The sequence below is a fragment of the Cellulosimicrobium sp. XJ-DQ-B-000 genome (assembly GCF_031119065.1).
In the GTDB taxonomy this organism is placed as follows: domain Bacteria; phylum Actinomycetota; class Actinomycetes; order Actinomycetales; family Cellulomonadaceae; genus Cellulosimicrobium; species Cellulosimicrobium funkei.
Map to the genome: position 1 here is coordinate 446,890 of NZ_JAVHYN010000002.1, position 26,954 is coordinate 473,843.

At 74.6% G+C, this 26,954-nt stretch carries 20 protein-coding genes and 3 tRNA genes; 8 read left to right on the forward strand and 15 right to left on the reverse strand.

Annotated elements, in window-relative coordinates; translation table 11 throughout:
- Positions 1 to 239: 239 nt before the first annotated feature.
- The gene (locus tag RDI86_RS05900) at positions 240 to 4,217 is read left to right on the forward strand and encodes a discoidin domain-containing protein (RefSeq protein WP_308820930.1); all 3,978 of its coding nucleotides are present in this window, start codon (positions 240 to 242) and stop codon (positions 4,215 to 4,217) included.
- A gap of 237 nt (positions 4,218 to 4,454) precedes the next feature.
- Complete coding sequence (locus RDI86_RS05905) at positions 4,455 to 5,168, forward strand: anaerobic ribonucleoside-triphosphate reductase activating protein (protein ID WP_168946268.1); 714 nt, start codon at positions 4,455 to 4,457, stop codon at positions 5,166 to 5,168.
- 68 nt (positions 5,169 to 5,236) lie between these two features.
- On the opposite strand, the gene RDI86_RS05910 is transcribed toward RDI86_RS05905, so the two are convergent.
- On the reverse strand, positions 5,237 to 5,860 hold the full coding sequence (locus tag RDI86_RS05910) for a GyrI-like domain-containing protein (RefSeq protein ID WP_308820931.1): 624 nt from the start codon (positions 5,858 to 5,860) through the stop codon (positions 5,237 to 5,239).
- A gap of 324 nt (positions 5,861 to 6,184) precedes the next feature.
- On the opposite strand from RDI86_RS05910, the gene RDI86_RS05915 reads away from it, so the two are divergent.
- A complete protein-coding gene (locus RDI86_RS05915; protein ID WP_076403714.1) occupies positions 6,185 to 6,433 on the forward strand; it encodes a hypothetical protein in 249 nt (82 codons plus the stop codon).
- Here the strand turns inward: RDI86_RS05915 and RDI86_RS05920 are convergent.
- The 3 genes from RDI86_RS05920 to RDI86_RS05930 form a co-directional block, all read right to left on the reverse strand.
- Positions 6,408 to 7,334: an alpha/beta fold hydrolase gene (locus RDI86_RS05920; protein WP_308820932.1), complete on the reverse strand. Its 927-nt coding sequence runs from the start codon at positions 7,332 to 7,334 to the stop codon at positions 6,408 to 6,410. The genes RDI86_RS05915 and RDI86_RS05920 overlap by 26 nt on opposite strands.
- 136 nt (positions 7,335 to 7,470) lie before the next feature.
- Positions 7,471 to 8,073 carry a TetR/AcrR family transcriptional regulator gene (locus RDI86_RS05925; RefSeq protein ID WP_031316900.1) on the reverse strand — a complete coding sequence of 201 codons (603 nt, stop codon included), beginning with the start codon at positions 8,071 to 8,073 and terminating at the stop codon, positions 7,471 to 7,473.
- A 118-nt stretch (positions 8,074 to 8,191) separates the two neighbouring features.
- Positions 8,192 to 8,264: transfer RNA gene (locus RDI86_RS05930), tRNA-Arg, on the reverse strand.
- A 230-nt stretch (positions 8,265 to 8,494) separates the two neighbouring features.
- Here RDI86_RS05930 and RDI86_RS05935 point away from each other — a divergent pair.
- Entirely contained in the window at positions 8,495 to 9,262 is a 768-nt protein-coding gene (locus RDI86_RS05935; protein WP_308820933.1) for an ABC transporter ATP-binding protein, read from the forward strand.
- A complete protein-coding gene (locus tag RDI86_RS05940) occupies positions 9,259 to 10,632 on the forward strand; it encodes a hypothetical protein (RefSeq protein WP_061267187.1) in 1,374 nt (457 codons plus the stop codon). Before RDI86_RS05935 ends, RDI86_RS05940 begins: the two co-directional genes overlap by 4 nt.
- A gap of 179 nt (positions 10,633 to 10,811) precedes the next feature.
- On the opposite strand, the gene RDI86_RS05945 is transcribed toward RDI86_RS05940, so the two are convergent.
- Together RDI86_RS05945 and RDI86_RS05950 are read right to left on the reverse strand one after the other, a co-directional pair.
- A tRNA-Ser gene (locus tag RDI86_RS05945) sits at positions 10,812 to 10,900 on the reverse strand.
- An 86-nt stretch (positions 10,901 to 10,986) separates the two neighbouring features.
- On the reverse strand, positions 10,987 to 12,264 hold the full coding sequence (locus tag RDI86_RS05950; RefSeq protein WP_163188901.1) for a threonine/serine exporter ThrE family protein: 1,278 nt from the start codon (positions 12,262 to 12,264) through the stop codon (positions 10,987 to 10,989).
- 96 nt (positions 12,265 to 12,360) lie between these two features.
- Here RDI86_RS05950 and RDI86_RS05955 point away from each other — a divergent pair, with 96 nt between their 5' ends.
- Positions 12,361 to 14,175: a GMC oxidoreductase gene (locus RDI86_RS05955; RefSeq protein ID WP_163188902.1), complete on the forward strand. Its 1,815-nt coding sequence runs from the start codon at positions 12,361 to 12,363 to the stop codon at positions 14,173 to 14,175.
- 9 nt (positions 14,176 to 14,184) lie between these two features.
- Here the strand turns inward: RDI86_RS05955 and RDI86_RS05960 are convergent.
- From RDI86_RS05960 to RDI86_RS05980, 5 genes are all read right to left on the reverse strand, one after another.
- Positions 14,185 to 14,272, reverse strand: a tRNA-Ser gene (locus tag RDI86_RS05960).
- Positions 14,273 to 14,371: 99 nt separating this feature from the next.
- Positions 14,372 to 15,025 (reverse strand): ATP/GTP-binding protein, encoded by a 654-nt coding sequence (locus tag RDI86_RS05965; protein ID WP_061267205.1) that lies wholly within the window; start codon positions 15,023 to 15,025, stop codon positions 14,372 to 14,374.
- A 448-nt stretch (positions 15,026 to 15,473) separates the two neighbouring features.
- Entirely contained in the window at positions 15,474 to 15,860 is a 387-nt protein-coding gene (locus tag RDI86_RS05970) for a DUF742 domain-containing protein (RefSeq protein ID WP_031317001.1), read from the reverse strand.
- A 34-nt stretch (positions 15,861 to 15,894) separates the two neighbouring features.
- Complete coding sequence (locus RDI86_RS05975) at positions 15,895 to 16,344, reverse strand: roadblock/LC7 domain-containing protein (RefSeq protein WP_021483502.1); 450 nt, start codon at positions 16,342 to 16,344, stop codon at positions 15,895 to 15,897.
- Between the two features lie 36 nt (positions 16,345 to 16,380).
- Positions 16,381 to 20,334 (reverse strand): ATP-binding protein, encoded by a 3,954-nt coding sequence (locus RDI86_RS05980; protein ID WP_308820934.1) that lies wholly within the window; start codon positions 20,332 to 20,334, stop codon positions 16,381 to 16,383.
- 230 nt (positions 20,335 to 20,564) lie between these two features.
- Between RDI86_RS05980 and RDI86_RS05985 the strand changes: the two genes are divergently transcribed.
- Together RDI86_RS05985 and RDI86_RS05990 are read left to right on the forward strand one after the other, a co-directional pair.
- On the forward strand, positions 20,565 to 21,542 hold the full coding sequence (locus RDI86_RS05985) for an NAD(P)H-quinone oxidoreductase (protein ID WP_128957634.1): 978 nt from the start codon (positions 20,565 to 20,567) through the stop codon (positions 21,540 to 21,542).
- Positions 21,543 to 21,596: 54 nt separating this feature from the next.
- Positions 21,597 to 22,229: a bacterial proteasome activator family protein gene (locus RDI86_RS05990; RefSeq protein ID WP_308820935.1), complete on the forward strand. Its 633-nt coding sequence runs from the start codon at positions 21,597 to 21,599 to the stop codon at positions 22,227 to 22,229.
- A gap of 13 nt (positions 22,230 to 22,242) precedes the next feature.
- On the opposite strand, the gene RDI86_RS05995 is transcribed toward RDI86_RS05990, so the two are convergent.
- The 4 genes from RDI86_RS05995 to RDI86_RS06010 all read right to left on the reverse strand — a co-directional run bounded on the left by RDI86_RS05995 (position 22,243) and on the right by RDI86_RS06010 (position 26,788).
- Positions 22,243 to 23,163, reverse strand: a complete 921-nt coding sequence (locus tag RDI86_RS05995) for a DMT family transporter (protein WP_076403726.1) — start codon at positions 23,161 to 23,163, stop codon at positions 22,243 to 22,245.
- Between the two features lie 110 nt (positions 23,164 to 23,273).
- A complete protein-coding gene (locus RDI86_RS06000) occupies positions 23,274 to 24,224 on the reverse strand; it encodes a carbohydrate ABC transporter permease (RefSeq protein ID WP_021483010.1) in 951 nt (316 codons plus the stop codon).
- Entirely contained in the window at positions 24,221 to 25,204 is a 984-nt protein-coding gene (locus RDI86_RS06005; RefSeq protein ID WP_034652574.1) for a carbohydrate ABC transporter permease, read from the reverse strand. Before RDI86_RS06005 ends, RDI86_RS06000 begins: the two co-directional genes overlap by 4 nt.
- 177 nt (positions 25,205 to 25,381) lie before the next feature.
- A complete protein-coding gene (locus RDI86_RS06010) occupies positions 25,382 to 26,788 on the reverse strand; it encodes an ABC transporter substrate-binding protein (RefSeq protein ID WP_061267207.1) in 1,407 nt (468 codons plus the stop codon).
- Positions 26,789 to 26,954 lie beyond the last annotated feature (166 nt).

The window sequence follows — 26,954 nt, forward strand, 5'->3', positions numbered from 1 at the left end:
CGCGGTCCCGAGGCCCGTCGGGGAGCATGGCCACCGCCACGCTCCCCGACGGGCCTCGACGCGTTTCCCACCGCCCGCGGCTTCACCCGCGGCAGTTTCGCCGAACCTCTGGACTCTGCCAGACAGCGCTGTCAGGATGGCGGGCACCGGCGCTCCGCACCCCGCACCCGCACCTCGCGCCGCACCGCCGTCCACGGCGGACCCCGCTCCCGACGACGACGACGACGAGAGACCCCACCATGACCCGATCACCCGCCCGGCCTCCGGCCGCGCGCCGCGCGCGACGCCGCAGCACGACCGCCGCCCTCGCCCTCGCGACGGCCGGCTCCCTCCTCCTGGCCCCCGGGACCGCCCAGGGCGCGCCGGCCGCCCCGCCCGCGGCCCCGGCGTCGACCACGGCCGATGCCACGCCCGCGTACGGCGCCCCCGACGCGACCGCCGCCGACTACTACGGCGCCCTGCTGCGGCACACCCGCTGGGTCGAGACCGTCTGGGACGAGTCCGCCGGGGTGTACCAGCTCAAGGACTTCAACTTCGCCGTCGTGCTGGGCAACGCCGTGCTCCTGACCCACGGCGAGTACGACGCCGAGCTCGCGGGGGTCCCGGAGGAGACGCTGCGTGCCCGCACGCTCGCGACGATCCGGCACTACGCAGCGACCAACCGGTTCGTGGACCCGGCGGGCGCGTGGGGCAAGAAGCTGTTCTGGGACTCGACGTTCCAGTCCTACTTCCTCGCGGCCGGGACGCTGCTGTGGGACGAGCTCGACGCCACGACGCAGGCCAACCTCACGACGATCGCGACGGGCCAGTCGACGTACACGGCCGACCTCGACTTCGGCAAGGACCCGCTCTCGGGCTCGTGGACCGCGGACTGGCCGACGGGCAAGCACGAGGGCGACACCGCGCAGGAGGAGGTCGGCGTCTACACGCAGGCCCTCGCGCCCGGCCTCGCGTGGGCGCCCGACGTCCCCGACGCCGCGCGCTGGGCCGAGCAGCTCGGCGACTGGGGCCGCAACGCGGCGGGCCAGCCGACGGCCGACCGGAACAACCCGGCCGTCGTCGCGGGCAGGCCCGTGTCGACGAACACCATGCAGACCATCCACGACACGTACCTCGTGGAGAACCACGGGTCGTTCGGCCCGCACTACCAGTCCGACATCTGGCGGTCAGGCGGGCGCAACGCGATCCACTTCCTCCTGCGCGACGAGCCGCTGCCGGAGATCCTCACGCACCAGCCCAACTCGGCGGAGCTGTGGGAGTCGATCAAGCTCGTCATGTCCGACGCGGGCGAGCCGTTCATGCCCATGGTCGCCGACCGCGAGTTCCTCTACGGCCGCGACGCCATCCCGATGGCGTTCCTCGGCCAGGTCCTGCGCGACCCCGACGCCGCGCGCGCCGAGGCGAACCTCGCCGCCGCGCTCGAGGACTACCAGTCGTACGCGCCGGTCTACCGGCTCGCGAAGTTCTCGGGCGAGCCCAAGTACGAGCCCGAGGCCCGCGCGGAGATCGCGATCTCCTACCTCCTGCACGTCGAGGCCGCCGAGTCGCCCGAGGGCCCCGTCGAGCCGACGCCGCAGGACGAGTTCTTCGAGCGCCTCTCCGGCGTGCGCGACTTCGGCGCCGGGCCGGGCCTGACCGTCCAGCAGACGGCGGACGCGTGGGCCGCGGCGTCGAGCCGCAAGGGCTTCGTGAAGTTCCCCTGGGTCCCCGCGCACGACTCGTGGCTGTTCCACGTCTCGGGCTCGACCCCGTTCCTCTACCCGACGACCGGTGCCACGGTCGACGAGCGGCACGTGACGACGTACACCGGGCCGCGCGACGGCTTCGAGGGCACGTCGTCGGTGTTCCGGGTCGGCAGCGGCTACGCGGGTCAGGTCACGCTCCCGACCGGTGCCGCCGTCTACGCGTCGACCGGGGCGGGCACGGAGGACGCCAGCCTGTCGGTCCGCAACCTCGCCATGAACGGCTACTCGGGCCTCGACGGGTCGCGCACCTACACGACCGCCGAGGGCGAGACCACCGCGACGCTCCCCGTGACGCGTCCGGCCGACCCCGCGGACGCGAAGGCCGCGCGCGTCGACGACCTGTCGTTCGCGCCCGTCACGGCGCGGTACGTCCGGCTCCTCGGGCAGCAGGGCCACCCGCAGTACGGCTACTCGATGTTCGCGTTCCACGCCTACGGCGACGAGGGGTCGACGACCGACCTCGCCGCCGGGAAGGTCGCGACCGCGTCCAGCCAGGACATGGCGGGCGGCCGCACCGCGGCGCGCGTGACCGACGGCAACCCGTCGACCCGCTGGGCCGTCGCGGTCGGCGAGCGCACGCGACCGGACTCGTGGATCCAGGTAGACCTCGGCGAGGAGACGACCGTGGGCGCCGTGCGGTTCGCGTGGGAGGCGAGCGCGGGCGCGCGGTACCTCGTCCAGACGTCGACCGACGGCCAGACGTGGACCACCGCGACCGCGTACGGCAAGGCCCCGGCGGACGTGAACGTCGCGCGGCTCGACACCGTCGACCTCACCCCGGCGGGCGCGGACGAGCCCGCGCCGGTCACCACGCGCTACGTCCGCATGCAGGGCGTGCGCGGCGACGCGACGTACGGCTACTCGCTCTACCACCTGCGCGCCTTCTCGCCCACGGGGACGGACGTCGCCGCGGGCAAGCCGGCCACCGCGTCGAGCGCCAACGGGTCGAACCCCGCGAGCGCCGTCACCGACGGCTCCGCCACGACCCGCTGGGCCGTCGCGGTCGCGGACCGCACCAAGCACGACTCGTGGGTCCAGGTCGACCTCGGCGCACCCACCGCGGTGAGCCAGGTCCAGCTCGGCTGGGAGGTCGCCGCGGGCCAGGAGTACCGCGTCCAGACGTCGCTCGACGGGCAGACGTGGCACGACGCCGCGTCGTTCCGGTACACGGGCGACCAGGTGCTGAGCAGTGACGGCGACTGGCTCAACGTCGAGGGCGAGGCCGGGTTCGTCGTGCGCGGCTCGGACGCCCCCGTGACCGTCTCGCGCGCGACCGACACGCGGCACGTCGTGCGGCTCACCGACGGCGCGGCCGGGCCCCGGCTCGTCGAGATGGTCCCGGGCGACGCCGCGGCGACGGCCGCGCAGGCCGGGGCCCGCGTGCCCACGGCCGACACGGCGGGCGTGCTCGTGAGCGCGGTCGACGGGTACGTCGTCGCGTTCAACCTCACGGGCGCCGACGTCGCGACGACCCTCACCGTCCCGCACGACGGCGGGGCCGTCCCGGTCTACGCCGGCACCCAGACCGTCGGGGCGGACGCCTCGACGCTCGCGGTCACCGTCCCCGCGGGCGACGCCGTCGTCCTCGCGCCGCGCGCGACGGTCGCCACGCCGGCCGGGCATGCTCCCGCGGGGGTGACGGTCGCCGTCGCCGACGCGCGCTCGTTCCGCGTCACCGGCGACAGGGCGCCGGTCGAGCTGCGCCACGCCGAGACGGGCGCGACACGCACGGTCGGGGCGACGCCGTCGGGCACGCGGGTCACCCTCCGGGACGCGACCCCGTTCCCGGTCGCGGACCACGCCCTCAGCACGCTCACGTTCCCCGCGTCCGTGCTGCCCGAGGGCATGACGTCGCCGTCGCTCGCCGTCGACGGCGACGCCGCGACGGCGTGGGTCCCCGGGCCGGACGGCCGCATGGTCACCGACCTGGGCGCCCCGCGCGAGATCGGTACCGTCGTCGCCGCGTGGGAGCGCGGCGGGGCGCCGGAGTCGGTCGTCTCGGTGAGCGACGACGGCCGGACGTTCACCGACGTCGGCACGCTCGGCGCCGGTGACGCGCGCGGCGGGCTCGCCGTGGACCGCACGGCCCGGTACGTCGCGCTGAGCACGTCGTGGCGCGACGGCGACCCGGGGCTCACGGCGCTGCGCGTGCTCACGCCCGGCGCCGCGGACCCGGCGGTCCACCCCGGGGTCGCCGTGACGGCGACGGCCGAGGTGCGGTGCCTCGCGGGCAAGGCGTACGTGGCGGTGCGCGTCGTGAACGACGACGACGTCCCGCTCGACGTCGACGTCGCCACCCCGTGGGGCACGAAGAGCTTCCCCGCGGTCAGCCCGGGGAAGAACGCGTACCAGTCGTTCGCCGTCCGCGGGGCCACCACCGGCCCCGTGACCGCGACGGCCGCGCCGTCCGACGACGCCGACGAGCGCGAGACCGTCGCGACGCCGGAGCACGGGCAGCCCGCCTGCGGCTGACCGTCCCGGTCCCCCGGACCCGGGGTCGTGCGCCCGCCCAGGGCGCGCGACCCCGGGTCCGCCGCGTCCGGCACGCGCGTCCCGCGTGGCGCCTGCGTCGGGCGCGGATCGGGCCTGCCAGGTCGGGACCTTCGGCCGGTCCGGCGCGGGGGCCCGCGAGGATACGTTCGAGGTCCTGACGGCACCGCCGCCGGGAGGTCCGGACCGCCGGGCCGTCGTGGTCCGAAGGAGCCGCCGATGACCCGCCCCGGCCTCGTGGTCGCCGGACTGGACCGGCTGTCCGTCACGGACTGGCCCGGCCGTCGGGTCGCGACGGTCCTCACCCAGGGCTGCCCGTGGCGCTGCGGCTACTGCCACCACCCGGGGCTGTGCGCGGTCGCCGCGCTCGGCGGCCCGCCGCCGCAGGACACGGTCCCCTGGTCCGAGGTCGTCGCGTTCCTCGCGCCGCGCCGTCGCCTGCTCGACGGCGTCGTGTTCTCGGGCGGCGAGCCGACCCTGCACCCCGGGCTGCTCGGCGCGATCGACGACGTGCGGGGCCTCGGCCTCGACGTCGGGCTCCACACGGCCGGCCCGTGGCCGGCGCGGCTCGCCCGGCTCCTGCCGTTCGTCGACTGGGTCGGCCTCGACATCAAGCACCTGCCGTCCCGCTACCCCGTCGTGACGGGCACGATCCCGTCGGGACGCCGCGCGTTCGAGGCGCTGGCCGTGATCCTGCGCTCGGGCGTCGACCACGAGGTGCGCACGACCGTCGACCCGAGCGTGCACTCGCGCACCGAGCTCCTCGCCCTCGGGACGCACCTGCGCCGTCTCGGCGTGCGCGAGTGGGTGCTCCAGGAGGCCGTGCCCGACGGCGCGGCCCCCGCCTGGGCGCGCGGCCTCGCGGGCCGCCGCCTCACCGACGTGCTCGACGCGACCGACCTCGCCTGGGCGCGGCGGCGGGTCGCCGCCTGACGTCGCGCCGCGGGGTCGGGCCGCACGCACGGCCTGATCGGGCGTGCCGGCACCGGGCGGGCCCGCCGTCAGACCGGGCGGACCGGCTGGCGGAGCACGGTGCGCAGCCTCGCGGGGTCGGTGCGCCGGACGTCGCTCAGGTAGATCTCATGGTGGGGCCCGGCGAACGTGAGCCCGTGCTCGGGCAGGTAGACGTCGTGCAGCTCGGCGAGCACCGGGCCTTCGTCGTCGTACGGGCCGACGTGCAGCGTCTGCACCGACCGCCCCTCCGTGAGGCTCGTGCGGCGCACGAGGTCGAGCGCGACCGGGGGCTCCTTCTTCGCCCGGAGCGTCTCCGTGGCGGCGACCACCGTGTCCTCGTCGACCCAGTCGGGCTGGAGGACGAGGAGGGTCCACCGCCACGCGCCCTTCTCGCGGCGCACGAACGTCCCCGGGTCGTCGGCCGTCCACAGCCCCTCGAGCGGCCCGACGACGTAGTCCCGCCCCGCGCGCTTGCTCGCGAACTTCACGGCGTAGGACAGCGAGAGCAGCGCTTCGACCGCCTGCCCGTAGGCCGGCGCCGTGTTGGGGTCGCCCTCGCCGTCGACGGCGAGGTAGGCCAGGGTCGGCACGTCCACCTCGACGAACCGGCCGCGGGGCGGCGCGTAGAGCTCGCGGTGGAACGCCTTGAGGTCGACCTTGTCCGACGGCATGGTCCGACGCTACCGGGCCCCGCCGACACGCGGGCGCGCCGCCGGACGGTCCGCGCACGACGCCCGCACGCCTGATATCCAGGACGGGTGACCTCACCGCCGCCCCAACCCCCGCACGACCCGCGGCACGGGTCCGCGTACGGCGGCCCCCCAGCGGGGCCGCACCCCGCCTACCCGCCGCACCCCGGGCACCCGGGTCCCGGGTATCCGCCGCACTCCGCGCACCCGAAGCACCCGGGCCTCGGATATCCGGCACCGGGGTATGCACCTCCGCCCCCGCCGCCGGTGGCCGCCTTCACACCGAGGTACCGACGCACCGCCTGGGTGCTCATCTGGGTGCCGGTCGTCCTCATGGTCGCCGCGGGCGCGCTGAGCATCGGCCTGCTCGCCTACGCGGACAGCGACCCGTCGAACAACTCGGCCGCCGGTTACCTCGCCCTGATGATGTGGGCCGCGATGCTCGTCGTCGGGCCGCTCCTGCTCGGCGCGTTCGTCCCGGGGTGCGTGATGCTCGCGCGCTCGAACCGGGCACGGGCGCTCACGCAGGTCACCGGCTACCGGCCGCCGGCCTGACGACGGGCTCCGGGTCGGGCCGGGCGGCGGGAGAGCTCACGTAGTCGACGACCGCCCGCACGACGTCGGGGTCGCGCAGCAGCCGGTGGTGCCCGAGCCCGTCGGTCGTGAGCAGCTCGCCCTCGGGCCAGGCCGCCGCGAGCGCGGCACCCACGGGGTACGGGACCTCCTTGTCGGCGCGGTCGTGCACGACGAGCGCCGGCGGCACCGGGTGGGTGCGCAGCGTCTCGCGCACGTCGAGCTCGGGCAGCGGGCGCCCGGCCAGGTCGGAGAGCCGGCTCCGGAGGAGCTCGCGCGTCGGGCGCGACAGGCCCAGCAGGTCGGCGAACCCGTCGAGCTGGCCGAGGACGTCGGCGATCGCCGCGACGAGCACGAGGCGCCCCGCGGGCAGGCCGTCGCGCACCGCGAGCACGGTCGTCGCCGTGCCGAGCGAGTGCGCGACGACGGCCGTCGCCTCCCCGTGCTCGCGCACGACCGCGGCGAGGGCGTCCGCGAGCTCGGGCATCGTGCTGCGCCGCGGACCGAGGCGGCCGGGCCCGGAGTCCCCGTGGCTCGGCGCGTCGAACGCGACGACGCGGTGGCCCGCGGCACGCAGGGGCTCGACGAACGCGCCGAGCTGGCCGCGCCGCCCGCCCCACCCGTGCGCGAGGTAGACGACGCCGGTCCCCGTCCTCCGGCCGATCGTCCCGTCGTGCGCGTCGTCCGCGGAGGCGTGCGGGTCCCACGTCTCGACGACGACCCGCGCGCCGGACGACGTCGTCACGGTGCTCAGCGCACCGGCGACGGCGCGGTCGTCGCGGCGACGACCCGCGCCGTCGGGCGGGGTGCACCACAGGTCGAGGGCGAGCCGGGCGGCCCGTCGAGGCGACACCGTCTGGAGCACCGCGAACCGAGCGCGCACGAGGGCGAGTCGAGCCGCGGCCTTCCGACGGCGCGCGGCGCGCCGTCGTTCCAGCCGAACGGTCGTGCTTTTCTCGGCTCGCGAGGTGGTCACGAGGATCCTCTCCGTCGGGGTGGGTCGGGTGCGGGGCAGGCGCTCAGGCGACCGGCACGGGTGCGCGCGACCCGTCGAGGAGCGCCTCGAACGCGCGACGCGCCCGGTCCTCGGCCAGCGGGTCGGCCATGAAGACGTGCGCGTGGTGCAGCGCGAGCATCACCCCGTACAGCTCCGACGCGAACTGCTGAGGATCCACGTCGTCGCGGAAGCCGCTCTCGGCGACGCACGTCCGGTAGACCTGTGCGACGGCGTCGTACAGGTCCTGGTGGTCGCGCACGAGCTGGTCGCGGACCGGCCCCTCCTGGGCGGCGAGCTCGGTCGCCGCCTTGACGAACAGGCAACCGCCGGGCTGCTGCCGCAGGTCGCACACGAGCCAGCGCTCGAACAGCTCGCGCAGTCGCCGCTCGCCGCGGGGCGTGCGCAGCGCGGGCGCCACGACCGTGTCGACGAACTCCGCGCGCGCCTGGTCGAGCACCGCGAGCTGGAGCGACTCCTTGGAGCGGAAGTGGGCGTAGAGCCCGCTCTTCGACATGCCCGTGGCACGCGCGAGCTCACCGATCGTCAGGCCCGCCAGGCCGACGCGGTACGCAGCCTCCACGCCGCGGTGCAGGATCGCCTGCCGCGTGTCGTCGCCCTTGGTCACCCGGCGAACGTAGCACGATCGTGCGGAAACCGGGAGGGCCGGTCGCCCGGACGCGGGGTCACGAGACGCGCGGGAAACGACGAACGGCCCACACCCGTCGGGTGGGGCCGTTCCGCTGTGCGCCCGGAGGGATTCGAACCCCCAACCTTCTGATCCGTAGTCAGATGCTCTATCCGTTGAGCTACGGGCGCTGGTCGTGCTGGCCGTTGATCGCTCACCGGCCGTCGAGAACACTACCGCGTCCTCGCCCTGATCCCAAACCGGATCCGGGCCCGGAGGCCGCGGCGTGACGGACGCCACGCCGTCCGACCCTCGCCGCACGGACGACGCCGCACGGTCCCCCCACGGTCGGACCCGGGCCGGGCGACGTCCCGTCCCCAGCCCGACGCGACGACACCGCTCCCCGGCGGACGATCGACGCATGACGTTCACCGGCCCCACTCCCGTCCCCGGCGGCTCGCCCCTCGTCGCGAGCGCGCTCACCAAGGTCTACGGCTCCGCGCAGACCGCGACGCACGCCCTCGCGGGGGTGAGCCTCACGGTCCGCCCCGGGGAGTCGCTCGCGATCATGGGCCCGTCCGGGTCCGGCAAGACGACGCTCCTGCACTGCCTCGCGGGCATCATCACGCCGACGTCCGGCTCGGTGTCGTGGCGCGGCGAGGACGTCGCGACGCTCTCGGAGGCGCGGCGCACGATCCTGCGCCGCCAGGACTTCGGCTTCGTCTTCCAGTCGGGCCAGCTCCTGCCCGAGCTGCCCGCCGTCGAGAACGCGGCGCTGCCGCTCATGCTCGCCGGCACGGCCCGCGCGGAGGCCACCGCGGTCGCCGCCCGCTGGCTCGCCCACCTCGGCCTCGCCGGGATGGAGCAGCGCCGGCCGGGCGAGCTCTCCGGCGGGCAGGCGCAGCGCGTCGCGATCGCGCGCGCCCTCGTCGGGTCGCCGGGCGTCGTGTTCGCCGACGAGCCGACGGGCGCTCTCGACCAGTCGACCGGCGCCGAGGTGCTCGACGTCCTGACGCGCGCGACCCGCGACTCGGGTGCCGCGCTCGTCGTCGTGACGCACGACGCCGGGGTCGCGCGGCACTGCTCGCGCACGGTGACGATGCGCGACGGGGTCATCTCCGGCGAGTTCTTCGCGCCCGGCCACGACGTGGCCGCCCCGGCCGTCCCCGGTCAGGGGAACGCCCGATGAGGACCGTCGACCTCTGGTGGCTCCTGCGCCGCCGCAGCGCCGACGAGCGCGACCCGCAGGGCCTGACCAACGTGCTCGCCGTCATCGCGTTCGCCACGACCACCGCGATCCTGCTCGTCGTCGTGGGCGGGTTCGGGGCGTTCCTCGGCCGCGCGGGCGGGATCGAGGGCATGCAGGAGGGCGTGGACGCGGCCGTGACGTCGTACGACACGCAGTACCCGATCTTCGCGGGCATCGCCTCGCTCCTGCTGCTCATCCCGCTCGTGACGCTCGGCGGGGCGGCCGCGCGGCTCGCCGTCGCGCGCCGCGACGCGCGCCTCGCGGCGCTCCGGCTCGCGGGCGCGACGACCGGCCAGGTCACGTCTCTCACGGTGCTCGACGCCGCCGCCCAGGCCGTCACGGGGGCGCTCGTCGGGCTGGTCGGCTACGGCGCCCTCCTGCCGCTCGTCGCGCAGCTGCGCTTCCAGGGCCGCACGTTCGACGTCGCCGAGCTGTGGGTCGGCGTGCCCGCCCTGCTGGGCGCCGTCGTGCTCGTGGTCGCGGTCGCGCTCGTGTCCGCGCTCGTCAGCCTCCGGCGCGTCGCGATCACGCCGCTCGGCGTCGCCGCGCGCGTCACTCCCCCGGGCCTCAAGGCGGTGCGCCTGCTCGCGACCGGGCTCGCGGCCGTCGCGATGATCGTCGCGACCAACCTGTCGTTCGGCTCGGCCGCGGTGGGGATCACCGTCGTCGTCGTCATCCTGCTGATCGGCTTCGCGACGCTCAACCTCGTCGGGCCGTTCGTCATCTGGGTCGTCGGCAGGATCACCGCCGGCTCCGCGCGCCGCGTGCCCACGCTGCTCGCCGGGCGGCGGATCGTGGACAACCCGAAGACCGCGTGGCGGTCCGTGGGCGGGGTCGCGCTCGCGACGTTCATCGCGGGCCTCGCGAGCATCTTCGCGCTCTTCGACCCGGGCATGGCGTCCGACCCGGCGGAGGCCCAGTTCCTCGTCGACATCAAGACGGGCGGCTTCCTCACCCTCGCCATCGCGGGCGTCCTGGCCGCCGTCTCGACGGGCGTCATGCAGGCGGGCCGGGTCATCGACCAGCGCGGCGAGTACCGCACGCTCGTCCTCGCGGGCACCGACCTGCGGACGCTCGACCGGGCGCGCTTCCGCGAGACGCTCGTGCCGCTCGTCGTGAGCGTAGGCGTCGCGACCGCGGCCGTGCTGCTGTTCATGGTGCCCGTCCTCGGCATCAACGCCTTCACGAACGCGAGCGTCGCCCTGCAGTTCCTGCTGTGCGTCCTGGGGGCGTCCGCGCTCGTGCTCGCCGGGGCGGGCGCGTCGCGGTTCGTCGTGCGGTCGGCGCTCGCGACGACCGGCACGGCGTAGGGCACGGCCCACGGAGCAGGCCCGACGTCGAGCTGTCACGCAGCGCCGGTGACGGCGCCGGGGCGGCAGGGGCTCGGCCACGAGCCCGGCCGCCCCGCCCGCGCGTCGGGCGGTGCAGGCCGCACGATCCCGGGCAACAGAAAAGGCCCCGGGTGCGTGCACACCGAGACCTTCCTGAGCGGAGACGGAGGGATTTGAACCCTCGAACGGGTTGCCCCGTTACCACCTTAGCAGGGTGGCGCACTAGACCTGACTATGCGACGTCTCCTCGCAGGACTCCGCGGAGAGCCTGCGTCGCCCAGGGTACAAGGGCGTCGCCACCAGACCAAACCGCCGGCCCGACGGCGTCCCCTCCTACCGCTCGAAGGTCCACTCCCGGTCGGTGAGCATGCGCGCGACGGCGAGCCCGATCGCGAGCGCGACGATCACGAGACCCGCCTCGACGGCGTAGGCGAGGGCCTGCGCCGTCGCGCCGCTGTTGAACTCGTACACCGCCCGGTACGCCGTGACGCCGGGGACCATGATGACCACCGCCGGGACGGACACCGTGATGCGCGGGACCTGCAGCGCGGGCGCGACCGTCGCCGCGAGCAGGCCCACGAGCAGCGCCGCCGCCGCGGCGGCTGCCTGCGGGACGACGTCGGCGTCGACGAGGAGCAGGCGCCCCACGTTCGCCACCATGCCGATCGAGGCCGCCCCGAGCGCCATCGCCCAGGGGCTGTTGAACATCAGCGCGAACCCGAGCACCCCGAGGAAGCTCGCGACCGCGCGCAGGCCGAACAGCAGCGGCTCCGCGAGGACCGGTGCGGGCACCGGGTCCGGGGCGAGGCCCGCGGCAGCCGAGACGCCCCACACCGCCAGCGCCGCGGACGCGAGGATCATCAGCGCGTACGTCACGCGCGCGACGCCCGCCGAGAAGTCGAGCTTCGCGAGGTCGAGCGCGCCCGTCACGAGCGCGAACCCGGGCACGAGGAACAGCACCGCCGAGACGTACCCCGCCTCGTGGCCGCCCTCGACCCCGGCCAGCGCGGAGAGCCCCAGCACGAGCCCCAGGTACGCGACGCTCGCGACCGCGGCCGCGAGCATCGTCACGCCGAACTGGTTGATGCCCCGGTGCAGCATCGCGCGCCGGACACCCTGCCCCAGCGCCGCCGCGACGAGCACGGCGCCGCACTCGACGAGGCCGCCGTGGTTGAGGAACGCGAACGCGGCGCACGCGATCCCTGCCCACAGGGCGTTGAGGAACGCCCCGTAGAGCGGCGGTCGGCGCGCGATCCGGTCGAGCTCCGCGTCGACCTCGTCGAGGTCGGCCCCCGCCGGCAGCGTGGCCGAGAAGCGCTCGAGCTGCGCGAGCCGGTCCGCGTTGATCCCGATGGAGCGCACCTCGGTGAGCTCCGTGCGGAAGATCGGCCCGCGGTACGACGTCGCGGTGATCTCCGTCAGCGTCACGTGCGCCGCGATGCGGTCCAGGCCCAGCGCCCGGGCCGCGCGCGTCATGTGCGACTTCACGCGGTAGCTGCCGGTGCCCGCCGACAGCGCGAGCCGACCGATCCGCAGCACGGTGCCCGACCGGCGGATGAGGTCGACGGGCTCGAGACCGGCTTCGTCGGCCGGGGAGGGCTCAGGCGTCACGACGCCATGATCCCGCACCGCCCCGCGCCCGGCACTCGCCGAAGGTCCCGGACCTCCCGGCCAGAGCCCCGCGCCGTCGTGACGTACCGTCTGCCCATGGCCGCCGACGTCCCCCGCACCGCCCCCGCCGACGTACCCGGGCGCGGTGGCCCGCGCGTCCCGACCGACTTCGACGTGCTGGTGGTCGGCTCGGGGTTCGGCGGGAGCGTCACCGCCCTGCGCCTCACCGAGAAGGGCTATCGCGTCGGCGTCCTCGAGGCGGGCCGCCGCTTCACCGACGAGGAACTCCCCCGCACGTCGTGGCGTCTCCGGTCGTTCCTGTGGGCACCCGCCCTCGGATGCTTCGGGATCCAGCGCATCCACCGCCTCCGCGACGTGCTCGTCCTCGCCGGCGCCGGTGTCGGCGGCGGCAGCCTCGTGTACGCGAACACGCTGTACGAGCCGCTCGACGACTTCTTCACGGACCCCGCCTGGGCCGACGTCGCCGACTGGCGGACCGAGCTGGCGCCCTGGTACGACCAGGCGCGCCGGATGCTCGGCGTCACCACCTACGCCGGGCGCACCCCCGCGGACGACGTCCTGGAGGACGTGGCCCGCGAGACCGGGGTGGGCGACACCTTCGTGAAGGCGCCGGTCGGTGTGTTCTTCGGCCGAGGCGGGACACGGGAGCCGGGGGTCACCGCCCCCGACCCCTACTTCGGCGGGGCCGGGCCCGCGCGGCGCGGCTGCACCGAGTGCGGCGCGTGCATGACGGGGTGCCGGGTCGGGGCGAAGAACACGCTCGTGAAGAACTACCTCTACCTCGCCGAGCGCGGCGGCGCCCAGGTCCTGCCGCTCACGACCGTCACCGAGGTGCGGCCCGTGCCCGACGGCGCGGGCGGCGTCCTGCACGAGGTCCTCGCCCACCGCTCGGGGCGCCCCTGGGCAGGACGGCAGCGCTACACGGCACGCCACGTCGTGCTCTCCGCGGGGGCGCTGGGCACGCAGAGACTCCTCCACGCCATGCGGGACTCGGGACACCTGCCGGGGGTCTCCGAGCGGCTGGGACACCTCACGCGCACCAACTCCGAGGCCCTGCTCGGCGCCACGGTCCGGCGTCGCGACCACCAGCGACGGCCCGACGCGCCCGACTACTCGCGCGGCGTCGCGATCACGTCGTCGTTCTACCCGGACGCCCGGACCCACGTCGAGCCCGTGCGGTACGGGAAGGGGTCGGGCGCCATGGGGCTGCTCCAGACGGTCCTCACGGACGGTGGTCCGAGCCGGTGGCGCACCTGGCTGCGCGAGCTGTGGCGCCGACGTCGGGACCTGCCGGCGATGGCCGACCTGCGCGGCTGGTCGTCGCGGACGATCATCGCGCTCGTCATGCAGAGCCACGACAACTCGCTCACCACCTCGCTGCGGCGCGGGTTCCTCGGCCGCAAGGTCCTCACGTCCCGCCAGGGGCACGGCGCGCCCAACCCGACCTGGATCCCGGCCGGGAACGACACCGCACGGCGCATGGCCCGGCGCATGGGCGGCATGCCCGGAGGGACCGTCGGCGAGCCCTTCGACGTCCCGATGACGGCCCACATCCTCGGCGGGTGCGCGATCGGCACCTCGCCGCGGACGGGCGTGATCGACCCGTACCACCGTGTCCACGGTCAGCCCGGCCTGCACGTCATGGACGGGTCCGCGGTGAGCGCGAACCTCGGGGTGAACCCGTCGCTCACGATCACGGCGCTCGCGGAACGGGCCTGTGCGCTCTGGCCCAACGCGGGCGAGAAGGACGTGCGCCCGCCGCTCGGCGCTGCGTACGCGGTGCTGGGCCCGGTCGCACCGCGGCACCCGCTGGTCCCGGCGCACGCCCCGGCGGCCCTGCGCCCGGCGCGCGTCAGGCCGGGACGGAGCACGGCTCCCGACCCGGCCTGACGGCACGACTGGCGGAGGGCGAGGGATTCGAACCCCCGGTGCGTTGCCGCACAACGGTTTTCAAGACCGTCACATTAGGCCGCTCTGTCAGCCCTCCCGGCGAGCCATTGTGGCACGCCCCGCCCCTGCACGACGACGGCGGGCCGACCCGTGGAGGGCGGCCCGCCGTCGTGCGTGGCGCGGGGTGCGGGAGCGGTCAGGCCGCGCCGCGGAGCTGGCGCATCGCGAGCTGGACGAGCGCGATGAGCGTCTGCTTCGTCGCCGCGCGCGAGCGCGCGTCCGTGTAGAGCATCGGCACGTGCGGCGGGATCTGCAGCGCCTCGCGGACGTCCTCGAGCTTGTGCTTGGCGACGCCGTCGAAGCAGTTGACGCCCACGACGAACGGGATGTTGCGCGACTCGAAGTAGTCGATCGCCGGGAAGCACTGCTCCAGGCGGTCGGTGTCGACGAGCACGACGGCGCCGATCGCGCCGCGGACCAGGTCGTCCCACATGAAGAGGAAGCGGTCCTGGCCCGGCGTGCCGAACAGGTAGAGCCACAGGTTGCCCGGCAGCGAGACGCGGCCGAAGTCCATCGCGACGGTCGTCGTCGTCTTGCGGTCGGACACGCCGCCCGCGTCGTCGACGCCTACCGAGTGCTCCGTCATCGCGGCCTCGGTGTTGAGCGGCTCCACGTCCGAGATCGAGCCGATGAACGTCGTCTTGCCGACGGCGAAGCCGCCCGCGACGACGATCTTCACGACCGTCGGCGCGGTCCGGGACGCCGCTGCGGCACCACCGGGCTGCGCCGCCGCAGCGGGCGGAGCCGCGGGCGCTGCCGCGACCGGGCGCGCGGGGGCCGCCTGCTGCACCGGGGCGACCGGCTGAGCGGGCGCCTGCTGGGCGGGAGCCACGGGCTGCGCGGCGGCCAGGGGCTGCGGCGCGGTGCGCGGCTGGGCCGCGGCCTGCGCGACGGGAGCCGACGCAGGCTGCGCGGCGGCCGGAGCCGGGGCGGGCTGCGCGGCGGCCGGAGCCGGAGCGACCGGCTGCGGTGCGGCCGGAGCCGTCGCGGGCTGCGTGGCCACCGGCGCGGCGGGCTGCGGTGCCGCCGGCTGCGGTGCCGCCGGAGCGACGGGCTGGGCGGCGGCCGGCTGCTGCGGTGCCGCGGGCTGGCCGGGCGTCGCCGGAGCCGCCTGGGTCGGCACGCCGACGGGTGCGCTCACCGGAGCCCACGCCGTCTGGCGCAGCGCCGGCTGACCGCCGGGCGCACCCCCGCTCGCCCCGGACGGCTGCCCTGCCTGCGGCCCGCTCCCCGAGCCGTCAGAGGGTGGAAATGCCATTGAGAACACTCTCCAAGACGCTCAGGGACAGACCCGAGTGGTTGCTGCCGTGACCCGTGTGGACGTTGAGCGGGGTCGACGTGTGGACGGTGATGTAGTTGTCCTCCTGCAGGTCCGCGACGAGCACCTTCGTCACGCCGAGCGGCAGGCGCAGGAGCGCGGAGAGCTCGGCGATCGAGACGTACGTGTGCGCGGCGTGCTGGAGGATCGAGCGCTTCTCGGGCGGGAGCCCGAAGCTGTTCACGGCACCCGGCATGACCTCGACGAGCGCCTCGAGCGGGAGGTCGGACGTGGCGGACCGCACGCGACCACCCGTCACCGCGTACGGGCGGACGGTCGCCGCCTCGTACCCGTCGTGGGCTCCCATGCTGCCGAAAGGTACGTTCGTCATCGATCAGTCCTCATCCCACCGGGGTTCGGGTCGCACCGTCGACCGGAAGGCTACCCCGCATCTCCGAGATGAGCTGCGGCGTCAGGGTCGCCTCCGTGCGCGAGACGAGGAGCGCCATCTCGTAGCCGATGAGGCCGATGTCGCAGTTCGCCTCGGCCACCACGCCCAGGACGGAGCCGTTCGACACGTTCATGAGGAACAGGAACCCGTTGTCCATCTCGATGATGGCCTGCCGGACGTTCCCGCCGTTGAGCTGGCGGGCCGCACCGCGGGTCAGGCTCGACATGCCCGAGACGATCGCGGCGAGCTGGTCACCGCTCGTCCGGTCGAGCTGGTCGGACATCGCCATGAGCAGGCCGTCCGCCGACACCACGAGCGTGTGCCGGCTGCCCGGTACGGTCCGCACGAAGTTGTCGAGCAGCCACCCGAAGTTCGTGGCCTCGGTGCTGAGCGCGTTCACTGTTCCTCCTCGTCAGTTGCCGCAGACGGCATGTCGTCACCGCGCCTGCGGCGCTGAATCAGGGACATAATCCATGGCCTCGGGGTTCCACGTCGAACTCGTCTCGTCCTGCCCCTCGACGCGCCCGCGGGCGGTCGCCGACTGGAACGCCGACAGGCGCGCCCGCAGCTGCTCCGGGTCGCGGTCGATCCGCGCCGTGAAGCGGTCGACGTACCCGTCGCGCTCCTCGCCGCGCGAGCGTCGCGCGAGGCCCGACGCCGCGGCGTCGACCTTGAGCGGCTGGTAGATGCCGTCGTTCGGGTCCGCCAAGGTCGCTTCCTGGAAATCGGTGCTGCCCTGCAGCAGGGTGGACATCTCCTCGTACAGCACCGCCGACGCCATCCAGTCCGACCGCGCCTCGACCGAGTCGGAGACGTAGCCCGCGTCCAGCGGCTCGAGGGACTCCGCGACCGGGCGCCGGGCGAGCGGGCTCGGCGGACCGTAGCCCGACGCCGCGTCCCTGGCGGGAGCGGCGTCCCACGCGGCGGCGGAGGCCGCCGGCTCGGGCACGGACGGCCGGGCCGCGGGGTACGGGTCGTCCTGGACCGGGGGGAGGCTCCGCGTCTCCTGCACCGGGGCCGCCGGCGCCTCGGGGGCGAAGGACGGCGTGGGCGCAGCAAGAAGGTCGGCGCGCGGCGCGAACGCGGACGTGCGCGCCGGCGCGCCCGGCTCCTGCCGCGCGGCCGGGGCCGCCTGGACCGGGGCGGGCGCCGCGGGCGCAGGTGCCACCGGGTTCGACGCCGCGGGTGCGGCCGCCGCCGGTGCCGGCGTCGACGCGGCCGGGCGCGAGGCGAGCGCCTCGGCCGAGGGGCCGGCGGGTCGCGTCGCCTGCGGCGTGGCGGTCGTCCGCGGACGACGCCCGAAGAGACCGCGCTTGCGCGCCTGGCTCTCGCGCAGCGACCGGCGCGTCGGGAGGTCGGCCATGAGCTCCTCGAAGCGGGGAAGCGCCTCGAACGAGAGCTCGGCGGGGATCTCCTCGGCGCCGTCCGCGGCACGTCCCTCGGCCACGACCGGGACGTCCGTCTGCTCCGGGGCGGAGGGCGCCACGGGCCGGACCTCGGTCGCGTCGGCCGCGGCCCGGCTCCGGTCGGCGAGCGGCGCGCGCTCGGCCGCGGGCTGCTCCGGCTGCGCCGCCACGGGCGGGACGACGCGGGTCGCGTCGAGCGGCTCCTCGGCGAACGACGACGGCGCCCAGCCCGCGGACGCGGTCTCCTGCGCAGGCTCGGGCTCCCAGGCCTGCTCGGCGGGCTGCTCCGGGGTCCACGTCTGCTCGGCGGGCTGCTCCGGGGTCCACGTCTGCTCGGCGGGCTGCTCCGGGGTCCACGTCTGCTCGGCGGGCTGCTCCGGGGCCCAGCCCTGCTCGGGTGCCCAGGCCTGCCCCACGCCCGTGACGGCGTTCGGGGCGGCTGGCTGCTCCGCGACCTCCGGCGGGGTCCAGACGACCTCGTGGTGGACGGCGGCCTCGGCCGTCGGCACGTCGCTCACCAGCGGGATGTCGGTCGCCGTGACGTCCGGCGCGACCGGCAGCTCGACCGGGTTCTCGGTGACCGGCCGCTCGCCCACGGGACGGAAGCTCGAGAAGAGCGCGCTGCGGGTGCTGACGTCGAGCACCGGGATCTCGGCCGAGACGGGCTCGACCGGGGTCGCGGCGGCACGCGACCGGCTCGGGAGCGCGGACGCGGCGGGAGCCACCTCCGCGGGCGGGGTCCAGGCCTCGTCCGCGGCGGGCAGCTCGTCCGGCAGGGCCGGGGTCGCGAGCGGCGGGAGCACGATCGCGCCCGTCTGCGGGCCCGACGCGAACGACGCGCTGGGCGCGGCCGCCGCCGGGTCGACCGTGCGGGAGCGACGGCGCGGCATGCCCGTCTGCGTGGTGCCGTCGGTGAGCGCGTCGAGGTCGACCGGCACGGCGGCGGGCGCCTCGGGCTCCACGGCCGCGACGGACGCCGTCGGGACGGGTGCGGGAGCGGCGGGCTCGGCGGGGAGGGCCGGCATCACGCCCGTGCTCGTGAGCTGCTGCGCGGCGGCCTGGGTGCTCGTCTCCAACGGGTCCGTCGGCTGCGGGAGCGGGACGTTCGAGTCGGGCACGAAGAGGACGGCCGGGAAGGACACGACGACCTCGGTGCCCTGCTCGTCGCCCCCGGCGCTGAAGCGGACCTTGGCTCCGAGCCGCTCCGAGAGGCGGCCGACCACGAACAGGCCCAGGCGCTGGGCGCCGACGACGTCCGAGGCCGCGTGCGTCGCGACCTTCCGGTTCGCCTCCGCGATCTCCTCGGCCGTCATGCCCAGACCGTGGTCCCGGACGGTGATGTGCACGAAGTCCGCGTCGCGGCCGGTGGTGACCTCGACGGGCGTGTGCGGCTCGGAGAACATCGTGGCGTTCTCGAGGAGCTCGGCGAGCAGGTGCGCCGCGTTGAGCGCGTTGTGCCCCAGCATGAGCGGGTCGACGACGAGGTTGAGGCGCACGCGGTCGTACAGCTCGATCTCGGAGGACGCGGTACGGATCACGTCGGAGGCCGGCATCGGCTGGCGCACCCGACGGCCCGAGTCGATGCCGGCGAGCACGAGCAGCGACTCTGCGTTGCGGCGCATCCGGGTCGCGAGGTGGTCGAGGCGGAAGAGGTTGGACAGCGTGCCCGCGTCCTCCTCGGAGCGCTCGAGGTCGTCGAGGAACGCGAGCTGGCGGTTGAGGAGCACCTGGTCGCGGCGGGCCACGTTGACGAACATCTCGGCGATCGAGCCACGCAGCGCGGCCTGCTCGCGGGCGACCTTGATCGTCGTCTGGTTCACGTCGTTGAACGCGGTGGCGAGCTGGCCGACCTCGTCGCTGGACTCGACGGTGATCGGCGCGAGGTCGATGCCCGGACCCTGGCCAGGCACGGCGACCTGCTCGACGAGCTTGGGGAGCTGGTCACGGACGTCCTCGGCGGCGTCGGTGAGGCGCCGCAGCGGGTTGACGATCGCACGCGCGATGAAGCCGGCCACGAGGATCGAGGCGACGACCGCGGCGAGCGTCACGAGGATGGTGATCACGGCGCGCGTCGTGGCGGCCCCCGCGAGGTCCGAGGCCTTCTCCGCGGTCTCGGTGCGCACCGCGTCGCGCACGGGGGCGGTCTGGTCGCGGTCCTCCTGCGAGAGCGTCGGCCACTGCGCCGCCTGGCTGGGCGGGGTGGCTGCCGGGCGCGACCCGATGAGGTTCTGCCGGATCTGGTTGTAGGTCGCCGTCGGCGTCTCGAGGCGGAACTCCCCGGGCAGCTGGCGGACCGCGGCGCGCGCGCGGGCGGCGAGCGTGTCTCCGGTGGTGACGAGGACGGCGGCCTGCTGGTTGGTGACGGTGTTCTGCTGGCCCGCCTGCGCGGCCTGCAGCACCGCTCCAGCCAGCGGCTGCTCGAGCGCCTGCTGGGCGAGCAGCTCGTCGAGGAGCACGTAGGTGTCGAGGTACTGCGCGAGGCTGCGGTCGGGAGTGGTGTCCGCGAGCGTGCGCGGCACGTCCAGCGCCGCGTCGATGAGGTCGCTGTACATCGAGTTGCGCTGCAGCTGGCCGAGACCGGACCGGTCGATCGCCTGGCGGACACCCACGAGCTCAGACCGGTCACCGATCGTGTCGGCCACGGCCTTGCGCACGCGGGGGTCGAGTGCGGAGGTGTTGAGCCGCTCGTACGCGCGGTCGCGCGCGTCGAGCGCGCGGTCGGTCTTCTCGCGCTGCGCCATCATCTGCGCCTCGGCCTCCTCGGCCGTGTCGCGCGTGCTGTTGGCGTCGAGGAACGAGTACGTGCGCTCGGCCGCGATCTCCGTCCCGGCCGCGTCCTGCGCCGCGAGCGCCGCGACGAGCGCGCTCGTCTGGCTCGCGTCGCGCGCGGTCCCGATGGCCTGGGCCGAGATGATCGCCGCGGCGGCGAAGAGGACGAGGACGGGCACCGCGAGTGCCGCAAGGATCTTCCCGCGGACGCTCAACCTGCGGAGCATACGAACCTGCCTCCATCACCTGGTCCACCCGTTCGGCGGCATGGTCGACGCGCGTGGCAGCGGCGCCTCCCGGGCTCGCTCCCCGGTCGTGCGTACTAACTATCGGTGCACTTCCCCCGGACACCTAATCCGCGAGGAGCACGAACAATCGCCCTCGTCACGCGGTGCCCCCGTCGGTGATCCGGCGCCTCCGGGGCCGTCCGCGTAGTCTCGGCGAGATGCGAGGCGTCACGATATCGGGCCCCGGTGGCCCTGAGAAACTAACGGTTTCCACGCTCCCTGACCAGACCCCTGGGCCGGACGAGCTCGTGGTCGACGTCGCTTCCGCTGGCGTGAACCGTGCTGACCTGCTACAACGCGCTGGATCCTACCCTCCCCCGCCCGGCGCACCCGACTGGCCGGGCCTCGAGGTCTCGGGCACGGTGGCCCGCGTCGGGGACGCTGTGTCGGGCTGGTCGGTCGGCGACCGGGTGGTCGCGCTGCTCGACGGCGGCGGCTACGCGGAGCAGGTGCGGGTGCGCGCGACGCAGGTGCTCCCCGTCCCCGAGGGGGTCGACCTCGTGGACGCGGCCGCCCTCCCCGAGGCGGTGTGCACCGTCTGGAGCAACGTGGTCGACGTGGGCCGCCTGGCGCCCGGCGAGTGGCTGCTCGTGCACGGCGGCTCGGGCGGCGTCGGGACGGTGGGCGTCCAGCTGGGCGCGGCGCTGGGGGCGCACGTCGCGGTGACCGCGGGCGGTCGCGGCCGCGCCGACCGGTGCCTGGCGCTCGGGGCGAGCCTCGCCGTCGACCACCGCGAGGAGGACTTCGTCGCCGCGGTGCGGGACGCGTCGGGCGGCCACGGCGCGGACGTGGTGCTGGACGTCGTCGGGGCCGCCTACCTGCCGCGCAACCTCGAGGTCCTCGCCACGGGCGGTCGCCTCGTCGTCATCGGCATGCAGAAGGGACGACGCGCGGAGCTCGACCTCGGCCTCCTCCTCGCCCGGCGTGCCACGGTGGCCGGCACGACGCTGCGGGCCCGCCCGCCGCAGGAGAAGGCGCGCATCGTGCACGAGGTGCTGACGCACGTCTGGCCGCTGGTGGAGGACGGCCGGGTGCGGCCGGTCGTGCACGCGCGCCTGCCGCTCGACGAGGCGGCGCGCGCGCACGAGCTGCTCGACTCGGGCGAGGTGTTCGGCAAGGTGCTGCTCGTCCCGTGACGGCGGGTCGCGCCCGTCGGTGCGCGCGGGGGTGGCACGCGCAAGACTGGACCCATGGCTGACGAACCGCGCGACCCCCGTCCCGACGAGCCCACCGCTCCCGACCCTGCGGCGACCGCGCAGGGCGACGACGAGCCCGGCCGTTCCACCGTGGTCATGCCTGACGGCACGGGGGTGAGCGTCGTCGAGAGCGACGACTCGACCGACCCCGACCGCAACCCGGCGACCGTCATCGAGGAGCCGGCCAAGGTCATGCGCATCGGCGGCATGATCAAGAAGCTCCTCGACGAGGTGCGCGACGCCCCGCTCGACGAGGCGGCGCGCTCGCGGCTCGCGGAGATCCACGAGCGGTCCCTCACGGAGCTCGAGGAGGGCCTCTCGCCAGACCTCGTCGACGAGCTGCACCGCATCACGCTGCCGTTCTCGGACGACAGCGTCCCGACGGACGCGGAGCTCCGGGTCGCGCAGGCGCAGCTCGTGGGCTGGCTCGAGGGGCTGTTCCACGGCATCCAGACGGCGCTCGTCGCGCAGCAGATGGCCGCGCAGGCGCAGCTCTCGCAGATGCGCCGGGCTCTGCCGCCCGGCTCGCTGCCGCCCATGGGCCACGGTGCGCCCGGCGGGATGCCGGGGCAGCAGCCGCGCCCGGAGGAGCACGACGGACGCCCCTCGCCCGGCCAGTACCTCTGAGGCCCCGGTCCGCTCAGGCGGGCGGGGGGTCGGTCGGCAGCACGCCGTCCGGCTCCCCGCGCCCGCTCGCGCCGGGGCGCGCGGCGGTCATGGCGATCGCCCCGGAGACGAGCACGAGGCCGACCAGCTCCAGGGGGCTCGGGACCTGCCTGAGCACGACGGCGCCCACGACGGCCGCCGTCGCCGGGAGCAGCGCGAGGAGCACCGAGAACGTCGCCGCGCTGACGCGGCGCAGGATCACCTGCTCGAGCGCGTAGGGCACGACGGACGAGAACAGCGCGATCCCCGCGACGGCCAGGGCGTGCCGCCAGTCGCCGAGCACCGGGACGGCGTCCGGCGCGAGGAACGGCGCGAACGCGAGCGCGCCCACGGCCATCCCGACCGCGAGCGACGTGACGCCCGAGCCCCCGACGGCGACCCGGCGGCCGAGCACGATGTACGCGGCCCAGCACGCGGCGGCGACGGCGATCGCCGCGAGGCCGAGCACGGCGTCGTCGTGCGGGAGGTCGGACCCGACCGTCACGCCGGCGAGCAGCACGACCCCGGCCGCCGCCACCGCGATGGCGCCGCGCTCGCGCCAGCCGCTGCCCGTGACCGCCGCGACCGCGACCGGGCCGAGGAACTCGATCGCGACGGCGGTGCCGAGCGGGAGGTGGTCGATCGCGACGTAGAACGCGAGGTTCATCGCCGCGAGCGCGACCCCGAAGACCGCGGCCCACGCGAGGTCGTGCCGCGTCCAGCGCCGCCGCCACGGGCGGCGCCAGGCCAGCAGGAGCAGCGCGGAGGCCGCGATGCGCAGCCAGCCCACCTCGACCGCCCCGGCGACGGCGAACAGCCCGACGGCGATCGCCGCGCCCAGGTACTGCGTGAGGCCCGAGACGACGAACAGCGCCGGTGCCGGGACGCGGTCGAGGGCGGCGGTTCGGGTGGGCACCGACCGACTCTACGACCGCGCCCGCCCGGAGACGTCGCACGCCGGTCGTGCGACGGCGGCCCGCCCGCCGTGCGGGACGGGCCGCCGCCACCATCTCGCCGCGGCCGGCGTCAGCCCTTGACCGAGCCGGCGAGCAGGCCGCGCACGAAGTACCGCTGGAGCGCCAGGAACACGACCACGGGCACGACCATGGAGATGAACGCGCCCGCCGGGAGCAGGTGCCAGCTCGCGCCGCGCGAGCCGGACAGCTCGGCGAGCCGCACCGTGATCGGTGCGGTGTCCTGGCCGGACGCGAACGTCAGCGCGACGAGCAGGTCGTTCCACACCCAGAGGAACTGGAAGATGCCGAACGCCGCGATGGCGGGGACGAGGAGCGGCATGAGGACCTGGAAGAAGATCTTCACGTGCCCCGCGCCGTCGACGCGGGCGGCCTCGACGAGCTCGCGCGGGATGTCCTTCATGAAGTTGTGCAGCAGGAAGATCGCGAGCGGCAGCGCGAAGATCGAGTGCGACAGCCACACGGGCCAGAACGAGCCGTCGATCCCCCAGTCCACGTACTGCGTGAGCAGCGGGACGAGCGTGACCTGGATGGGCACGATCTGGAGCGCGAAGACCGCGACGAACAGCAGGTTGCGGCCCTTGAAGTTCACCCACGCGAACGCGTACGCGGCGAGCGACGCGAGCGTGATCGGGATGATCACCGCGGGCAGCGTGATGACGAGGGAGTTGACGAAGTAGGTCGCGAAGCTCGTCGAGCCGCCGAACAGCGCGTCCGTGTAGTTGTCGACCGTGAACTCGGGGTTCGCGAACGCCTCCCACCACCCCGACCGGCGGATCTCGCGCGGCGGCCGGAACGACGTGACGAGGAGCCCGAACGTCGGGATCGTCCACAGGACGGCGAGCACGATCGCGATGATCGACGCCGGCCGCGACGAGACCTTGCGGCGCACCTTGTCGGCGCGCGCGTCCAGGCCGGCGACGACGCCCTTGCCGCTGCCCTCCTCGACGGTCTCGTCGACGAGCGGGGCGTCGGGCACGGAGGCGGACAGTGGGGTGCTCATCGGATCTCCTCCGCCTGCTTCAGCTGCCGCACGTTGTACACGATGATCGGGATGACGAGCACGAAGAGGATGACGGCGAGCGCGGCGCCCAGGCCCTGCTCGCCCTGGCGCAGCGCCTGCGTGTAGAACTCGTTCGCCACGACCGACGTCTCGAACCGGCCGCCCGTCATCGTGCGGACGATGTCGAAGACCTTGAGCGTGCCGATGGCGATCGTCGTGAGGACGACCACGAGGGCCGGGCGGATGCTCGGCACGGTGATGTAGCGGAACATCCGCATGCCGCCGACGCCGTCGAGCCGGGCCGCCTCGACGATGTCGTCCGGGATGGCGCGGATCGCGGCGGCGAGGATCGTCATGGCGAACCCGGCCTGGATCCAGATCATCACGAGGATGAGGAAGAACGTGTTCGCCGGCGCGCTGAGCAGGAACTGCTGCGGCTCCAGCCCGAGCCACACGAGGACCTGGTTGAACAGGCCGATCTGCGGCTGGCTGGCCGGCTTGTACTCGTACATGAACTTCCAGATGATGCCCGCGCCGACCATGGAGATCGCCATGGGCAGGAAGATCAGGGTCTTCGCGAGCTTCTCGAAGCGGGACCGGTCGACGACGACCGCGTACACCAGCCCGAGGAACGTCGAGACGAGCGGGACGACGATGACCCAGATCGCCGTGTTGCGCAGGACGATCTGGAACTCGTCCCGCGTGAACGCGGTGACGTAGTTGTCGAGCCCGACGAACGCGGAGCCCGTGCGGTTGTAGAACGAGTCGCGGATGGTGCGCAGCCCTGGGTACAGCAGGCCGAACGCGAGCATGACGACCGCGGGCCCGGCGAACGCGATCGCGACGACCCAGCCGGGCACGCGCTTCGGCCGGTCGACGAGGAAGAGGATCAGACCCATGACGACGACGAAGAGCAGGATCGCGACGACCATCACCGCGAGCTTGCCCCCCGTCCCGGAGGGTTCGAGCAACCAGTCCATGTGAGGCTCCTGAGGTGGCCGGCGGCGGCCGGGAGGACGAGGTGGACGACGAGGGACGGTCGGCGAGGGCGGGCCGCCCGGGTCCTGCCAGGGCGACCCGCCCCCGGGTCGACGCGCGGGCCCGGGGCCCGACGACGTGGCTCGCGCCGCGCCGTCAGCCCCCGGGCCGCTCGCGGGTCAGGACGTCGGCCAGGACGCCTCGATGGCGTCGAGCACGGCCTGGTCGGACTTGTCGCTCGCGATCCACTCGGTCATCTCGGACCAGAACGAGCCGGCGCCGACGGCGGCGGGCATCATGTCCGAGCCGTCGAAGCGGAACGTGTAGCTCTCGTCCGTGAGCAGCTCGTACGCCTGCTGGTCCATCGGCGACTGCAGCAGCTCGGGGTCGAGGCCGTTGTTGGCGCTGATCCAGCCCTGCGGGGTCACGCTCGCCTTGGCGTTGGACCACTCGGGGCTCGACAGGTACGCGTGGAAGGCCTGGACCTCGGGACGGTCGTTGAACGCCGCGACGAACTCGCCGCCACCGAGCAGCGGCTTGTCGTCGGCCGACTCGCCCGGCAGGTAGAACGCCCACACGTCGCCGTCCTCGGCGACCTCGAGGTCGGGGTCGAGGGTCGTCCAGTTCGCCTGGTAGAACGTGGCCTGGCGGTGCATGTAGCACAGGCCGTCGATGATCGGGTACCCGCCCTCGGTGAACTCGGTCGTCGCGATGCTGCTCACGTCGCCCAGGCCGCCGTTGACGTAGTCCTCGTTCTTCAGCACGTCGCCGACCGTCGCGAGGGCCGTGGCGATCTGCGGGTCGTTGAACGGGATCTCGTGGTTGACCCACTGGTCGTAGACCTCGGGGCCCGCCGTGCGCAGGACGACGTCCTCCATCCAGTCGGTGGCCGGCCAGCCGGTCGCCTCGCCGGACGCGATGCCGGCGCACCAGGGCTTGACGTCGCCCTCCGGGTTGTCGGCGACGATCTGGTCGGAGAGCTCCATGAGCTCGTCCCACGTCGTCGGGACCTCGTAGCCCGCCTCCTCGAACATGGACGGCGAGTACCAGACGAACGACTTCACGTTCGCGCCGAGCGGCGTCGCGTACAGCGTGCCGTCGACGGTGCCGTACTCCTTCCAGGACTCCGTGTAGTACTGGTCGACGTTGGCCGCGGCCTGGTCGCCGACCGGCTGGATCGCGTCGGGGAAGTCCGCGACGATGCGGCGCAGGAGGCCGGGCTGCGGCAGGTACGCGATGTCGGGCGCGCTGCCCGACTGGATGCGGACGGGGAGCTGGGCCTCGAACTCCTTGGAGCCCTCGTACTCGATCGTCGCGCCGGTGCACTCCTCGAACGGCTCGTACGACGCCTGCTGCTGCTCGGCCTCGGTGTCGACGATCGTCGAGTAGACCGTGACGGTCTTGCCGGACAGGTCGCCGTACTGCTCGAAGTCGGCGCAGTCCACCTCGGCGCTGGGCGACTCGTCGTCGCCCCCGCCGCCGCCCCCGCTGCTGCACGCCCCGAGCACGAGCGCGAGGCTCGCGCCGCCGGCGGCGACCGCCAGCGTGCGGCGACGCGCCGCGCTGGTCCTCGTGGTCCTGGTCATCTCAGCCTCCACCTCGTCGTGGGTCCGGACGCCGTCACCCCGGTCCGGTGAGGACCGGGCGCATCGCGACGTCGCGAGCGCGGGTGCGCTCTCGCCCTCCCACCATGCAAGCGGTTGCATCCCCGGGGTGCAAGCACTGCGGAGGTGAGTTTGCGTAACGATTCCG

Excerpts from the sequence above, each read along its gene's own strand:
- RDI86_RS05900 (WP_308820930.1), top strand. The coding sequence starts at position 240 with ATGACCCGATCACCCGCCCGGCCTCCGGCCGCGCGCCGCGCGCGACGC.
- RDI86_RS05905 (WP_168946268.1), top strand. The coding sequence starts at position 4,455 with ATGACCCGCCCCGGCCTCGTGGTCGCCGGACTGGACCGGCTGTCCGTC.
- RDI86_RS05910 (WP_308820931.1), bottom strand. The coding sequence starts at position 5,860 with ATGCCGTCGGACAAGGTCGACCTCAAGGCGTTCCACCGCGAGCTCTAC.
- RDI86_RS05935 (WP_308820933.1), top strand. The coding sequence starts at position 8,495 with ATGACGTTCACCGGCCCCACTCCCGTCCCCGGCGGCTCGCCCCTCGTC.
- RDI86_RS05940 (WP_061267187.1), top strand. The coding sequence starts at position 9,259 with ATGAGGACCGTCGACCTCTGGTGGCTCCTGCGCCGCCGCAGCGCCGAC.
- RDI86_RS05955 (WP_163188902.1), top strand. The coding sequence starts at position 12,361 with ATGGCCGCCGACGTCCCCCGCACCGCCCCCGCCGACGTACCCGGGCGC.
- RDI86_RS05970 (WP_031317001.1), bottom strand. The coding sequence starts at position 15,860 with ATGGGAGCCCACGACGGGTACGAGGCGGCGACCGTCCGCCCGTACGCG.
- RDI86_RS05985 (WP_128957634.1), top strand. The coding sequence starts at position 20,565 with ATGCGAGGCGTCACGATATCGGGCCCCGGTGGCCCTGAGAAACTAACG.
- RDI86_RS05990 (WP_308820935.1), top strand. The coding sequence starts at position 21,597 with ATGGCTGACGAACCGCGCGACCCCCGTCCCGACGAGCCCACCGCTCCC.
- RDI86_RS06000 (WP_021483010.1), bottom strand. The coding sequence starts at position 24,224 with ATGAGCACCCCACTGTCCGCCTCCGTGCCCGACGCCCCGCTCGTCGAC.
- RDI86_RS06005 (WP_034652574.1), bottom strand. The coding sequence starts at position 25,204 with ATGGACTGGTTGCTCGAACCCTCCGGGACGGGGGGCAAGCTCGCGGTG.
- RDI86_RS06010 (WP_061267207.1), bottom strand. The coding sequence starts at position 26,788 with ATGACCAGGACCACGAGGACCAGCGCGGCGCGTCGCCGCACGCTGGCG.